General features: G+C 39.2%; 4 protein-coding genes. 2 read left to right on the forward strand and 2 right to left on the reverse strand.

Annotated elements, in window-relative coordinates; translation table 11 throughout:
* Positions 1–33: 33 nt before the first annotated feature.
* Together RH85_RS22170 and RH85_RS02905 are read left to right on the forward strand one after the other, a co-directional pair.
* On the forward strand, positions 34–162 hold the full coding sequence (locus RH85_RS22170; RefSeq protein WP_241210348.1) for a helix-turn-helix domain-containing protein: 129 nt from the start codon (positions 34–36) through the stop codon (positions 160–162).
* Between the two features lie 26 nt (positions 163–188).
* Positions 189–437 carry a hypothetical protein gene (locus tag RH85_RS02905; RefSeq protein ID WP_039948454.1) on the forward strand — a complete coding sequence of 83 codons (249 nt, stop codon included), beginning with the start codon at positions 189–191 and terminating at the stop codon, positions 435–437.
* Between the two features lie 68 nt (positions 438–505).
* Here the strand turns inward: RH85_RS02905 and RH85_RS02910 are convergent, their stop codons facing one another.
* Entirely contained in the window at positions 506–2,491 is a 1,986-nt protein-coding gene (locus tag RH85_RS02910; protein WP_241210347.1) for an AAA family ATPase, read from the reverse strand.
* Between the two features lie 8 nt (positions 2,492–2,499).
* Positions 2,500–2,940 (reverse strand): hypothetical protein (locus RH85_RS02915; RefSeq protein WP_006710693.1); only part of this gene is annotated, 441 nt, incomplete at its 5' end.

Below are 2,940 nucleotides of genomic sequence, written 5' to 3' on the forward strand. Positions count from 1 at the left end.
TGGGTCATTCCACTCGTTACTGAAGAGCTATTTATCGCTGCAACAGAGCACACCAATGGCAATCAAACCAAAGCGGCCAAAATGCTTGGCATTAGTCGTGGCCACTTTCGCTGCAAGCAAGATAAGTTCAAGTTGAAAAATATTGAATCAATGCCCGTCTAAAATAAGAGTCTGTGTCAGAAAACATTATGTACGAAAAAACCGACAAGCTTTGTCCCAAATGCTTTCGCTGGTTGCGAGAAAACAATGAAACCTTGTATTGCCCAGATACTATACTGTGTCAGTTAGTGACGCCGAAAGTAGGGCGCGGTTCACCTCCACGATTAACGCTTGATAAACTTCAAGAAGTTCTGGCTTTTGAAGATAGCAAAAGCCGTCAGTATCAAGATAGAAAGAGGATTGAGCGGATCAAAGAGGCGATTGCGAGATTAAGGTAAAATTTAACCAACCAGTTGAATCGGTTGGTTAAATTGCTTTTCATGAAGAGCGTGATTGAGTAAGAAGTCTATTTCATCTGTTTATTGATAAGTTTAAACAAAGATTCAAAGTTATTAACGACCTCTTCTGGAAGATTGCTTTCTTTTCCTTCCGAAAGTTTACTCATAAATACTCGCGCTGGTTTTGTTTTAACAAATGGTTTGTTAATGCCGGCAGCTTTCATCGCTTTTTCGAATCGTTTGCAGACTCTTGGAATATTCTCATTATACGTGAGAATATCGGTTATCTCATTTTGGTAGGCTTCTTGGGCCAGAGATAAGAAATAATCTGAACCAAACAAATCTTCAATGTCTAATTCAGCAACGTCGCTATCTGTTGCCTCTGATACTAATAGGACATTTCTCTTTGATAATTTGTGATTGGTTATCAGATCGGTCTTCGTGGCTAGTGCGTCTTTTTCATGATCGAGTAAAACTAATAGATTAAGGTGTTGAGGTGACAACAAACTTACCAAGTATGGTATTTTTTGAGCCCCTCCAGCTGGAGTTATAGTAATCTTATCCATCAAACCTGTCCTGCCCAAGGATTTTAGATACTCTGACATAGATGATAGATACCAAAAATCAGTAACCCCCTCTACTACCAAGTTGTTTGAACCAATGAATAACGACTGAGAAACTTCATACCCGAGCGCTGCTTGTAAAGGGAATAATGTCGTTGAATCCCCCGTAGGATCGTTAGTAACAGTTGTCCCCTTTTCTTGGCATATATTCACGGTCTTGACTGTGGAAAGTTGTTTTGTCGGAACTAAGAAAGGTGAATGCGTCGTATAAATAATCTGATTGTTGAAGTCTTCATCGAGATGTTTTAACAAGTCGCTTTGAGATTTTGCGTGTAGATAGAGTCCCGGCTCATCCAGAAGAATGATCGCATTTTCTGCATCCCCGCCGTGTGTATCTGCAAAAAAAGTAATATAAAATGAAAAGAACCATCTAAAACCTCGGCTCCTTTCGTTAAGATTAACTTCAACATCATATGTAGATGTTGGATCGGATATGTATGTATCAAAGAAGTTTCCATCCAAATTAAAGCGGACTTTCAACTCACGATCTGTCCATAAGCGTCGAATTTCACTGGTAACAACCGCCCCAGCTCTATTAACAAGCTGGTTTCGTGTTTCTGGGTCTGATACTAACTCTTGTAGCTTAGATGGGTCTATATCCGCAACTTTACATAATTTAATAAAACCCTCGTCTTCCGCAGTTAGCTGCTGATTTTGTTTGTGCTGACTAAGAATGCTGAGGTTTTGGTGCCCATCTAAATGCGGGTATTCATCTATATATACGAAAACAGGCAGACATTCTATTATAAACGCACGGGCTTTTTTCTCTTGTTCTCCATCATCTAAATCAATAACTATTTGCGTGAATTCATCTTTCAGGTCTAAGAAATCGTCTTGTCTTTCTAACGCGTATTGTGCAGCACTTCTGAGCACTTGGTCATAATGGTCTAAAATTGCTTTCAACCAATCATTGGCTGACTGTGTAGTATTTGCTTTCAGCGAACTTACTTGCTGCGCTACAGTACCGACACTATCAGCATTTTCAGCAGTTTTTAAAGCATCCAATAGCGTAACTATTTTATCAATGTTTCTATTTATTGCTTTTACATCTAAGCTCTGTTCTTTTAAGTTTGGGAAACCAATATATCGAGTACTTCCGTATCGACGAGCTATGGTGACGGTTGATACCTCTGACGCTCTAGGAAAAATCGAAGATAGGGATTCTTTTTGTTTTTGTGACAACATCCATTCGGTGTTAAGGAATGGTGTGTTTTCATCTTGTTCCGCAAGCCTGCGGTGTCGTGGGAAGTTTTTGATGGCTTCAATATTAGTTATGCCACCAGGAGGATTTAAATGCTGAAGAGCAAGTAAAATGTTGGACTTACCACTTTCGTTACGACCAAGTATTGCTGTTAAATTATCAGTCGTAATCTCACCACTATCATTGATTGAGCGAAAATTTCTAACTCGGAACTTCGTGAGTTTCATCATTATACCTTTTAAGAACCAATACTGATAATTTGCGCAAAAATTGCCGCTATTGCAGTGGCAAAAGCACCAGCCAGCGCAACCCAAACCTTCATATTATTGTGTTTCGAATCTTCTTTAAGCCTTCGATTCTCAGCTTCTAATCCAATCATATTTGTTACTAGGTTAAGGAGTGTCTGCATTTCATCAGAGGACAATGGGGAAGACCATTCCTTGAGACAGTTTTCTCCCTCTATTTGTTTTTTAACTCTTCTCGCATACCTGATATGCAGAGAGTACAAAGGCTCTTTTTGGGCGCTTAAATTAGAGGATTTTCTAAAAAAAGCGGGGTATCCATCAAGAACATTTTCTACATCTTCCATATCCAAACCAATACTATCAGCTATATTTCTTGGTGTTCTGCTGTTCCATTTTTCATGAGCACCGAGGTGCTGAATTAATGCGATTAAGAA

Origin of the sequence: Vibrio ichthyoenteri ATCC 700023, from assembly GCF_000222605.1 — a bacterium.
In the GTDB taxonomy this organism is placed as follows: Bacteria; Pseudomonadota; Gammaproteobacteria; order Enterobacterales; family Vibrionaceae; genus Vibrio; species Vibrio ichthyoenteri.